General features: G+C 28.7%; 1 protein-coding gene. It reads right to left on the reverse strand.

The genetic code is table 4. The annotated features are described in order from the left end of the window. Positions 1 to 202: 202 nt before the first annotated feature. The coding region (locus LT335_RS03985) for a hypothetical protein (RefSeq protein ID WP_249728806.1) at positions 203 to 1,107 on the reverse strand (905 nt) is incomplete at its 5' end.

The raw sequence follows: 1,107 nt of genomic DNA on the forward strand, positions 1-1,107 counted from the left end.
ATTTTTCCCCTTCTAATTTATTTGTTAGCTTTTATCGTACATTTTTTAAATCTTTTTTGCTATATTTAGTTGTATTTAATAAAAAATAACCTTAGTTACTTAAATTATTGTATCACTCAGGAGGAGAAGGGAGCAATAATTTTTGAAAATATTAAAAAAATGTCTTAACTTTATAAGACATTTTTGTTATTTTTTTATTTATTTAATTTACAGTTAAAATGAACTTAACTGATTGATTTTTCATTGTTCCATAATTATAGACAAATTTAATATTTTTAGTTCCTCTTCCTGCCAATATAGCATCTGTTAAATCATTGCCATTTTCATCAGTTAATTTAACAAATTCATATTTAGTAAGATCTGCTCCATTTAAAATGTCATACTTGTCTAAATGATCACGAAGTTGCCCTCTAATAAATCAATATTTATCATTCTCTTTATTGTTGTCATTATTTCCATTGATTACTTGATCAATAAAATCATTAAGAGATTGATTCAAGGTAGCACCAGCACCAAAAGTTATGCCACTGTTAATAATAGTATCAACTATCTCTTCATCTGTTGCAGTTCGGGCACTAAAAGTTACTGTAATAGTTCCGTTGTATTTGCCGTCAGGTTTAGCTGTAATTTCTAATGAACCAGCACCATTATCTCCATATTTTGATGGGTTAAAATTGCTAACTGTAACATTAGTTTCTAAGTCAGATATTTGTGAATTTAGGTTAATAAATGCTTGAAATGCTTCTGTTTGCTCTGTATATGCTTCTGAAAGTAATATATTAAGTCCAAGACTGCTTAGTTCTTTTTTTGCTAATTTAGTAATAGATACTTTAATGCTTCCTGTGTATTTAGTAGCTACTTTAGCAGTAATAGTTAATGAACCATCGTTATTAACGTTAGGGGCGGTAAATGCTAGATCAACATTATCTTTTAAATCAGTAGCGTTACTATTATTTGCTAAGAAGGCATTAAATGCGTCATCCACTGACATATTTTCACTACCAATAATTGCAGTTGTGTTAAAATCACTTAAATTTGTTTGTGTAATTGCGTTGATAGATATTGTGATGCTTCCAGTGTATTTGCTGTTTGCTTTGGCAGTGATTT

The organism is Spiroplasma attinicola (genome assembly GCF_023509825.1).
Lineage (GTDB): Bacteria > Bacillota_I > Bacilli_A > Mycoplasmatales > VBWQ01 > Spiroplasma_D > Spiroplasma_D attinicola.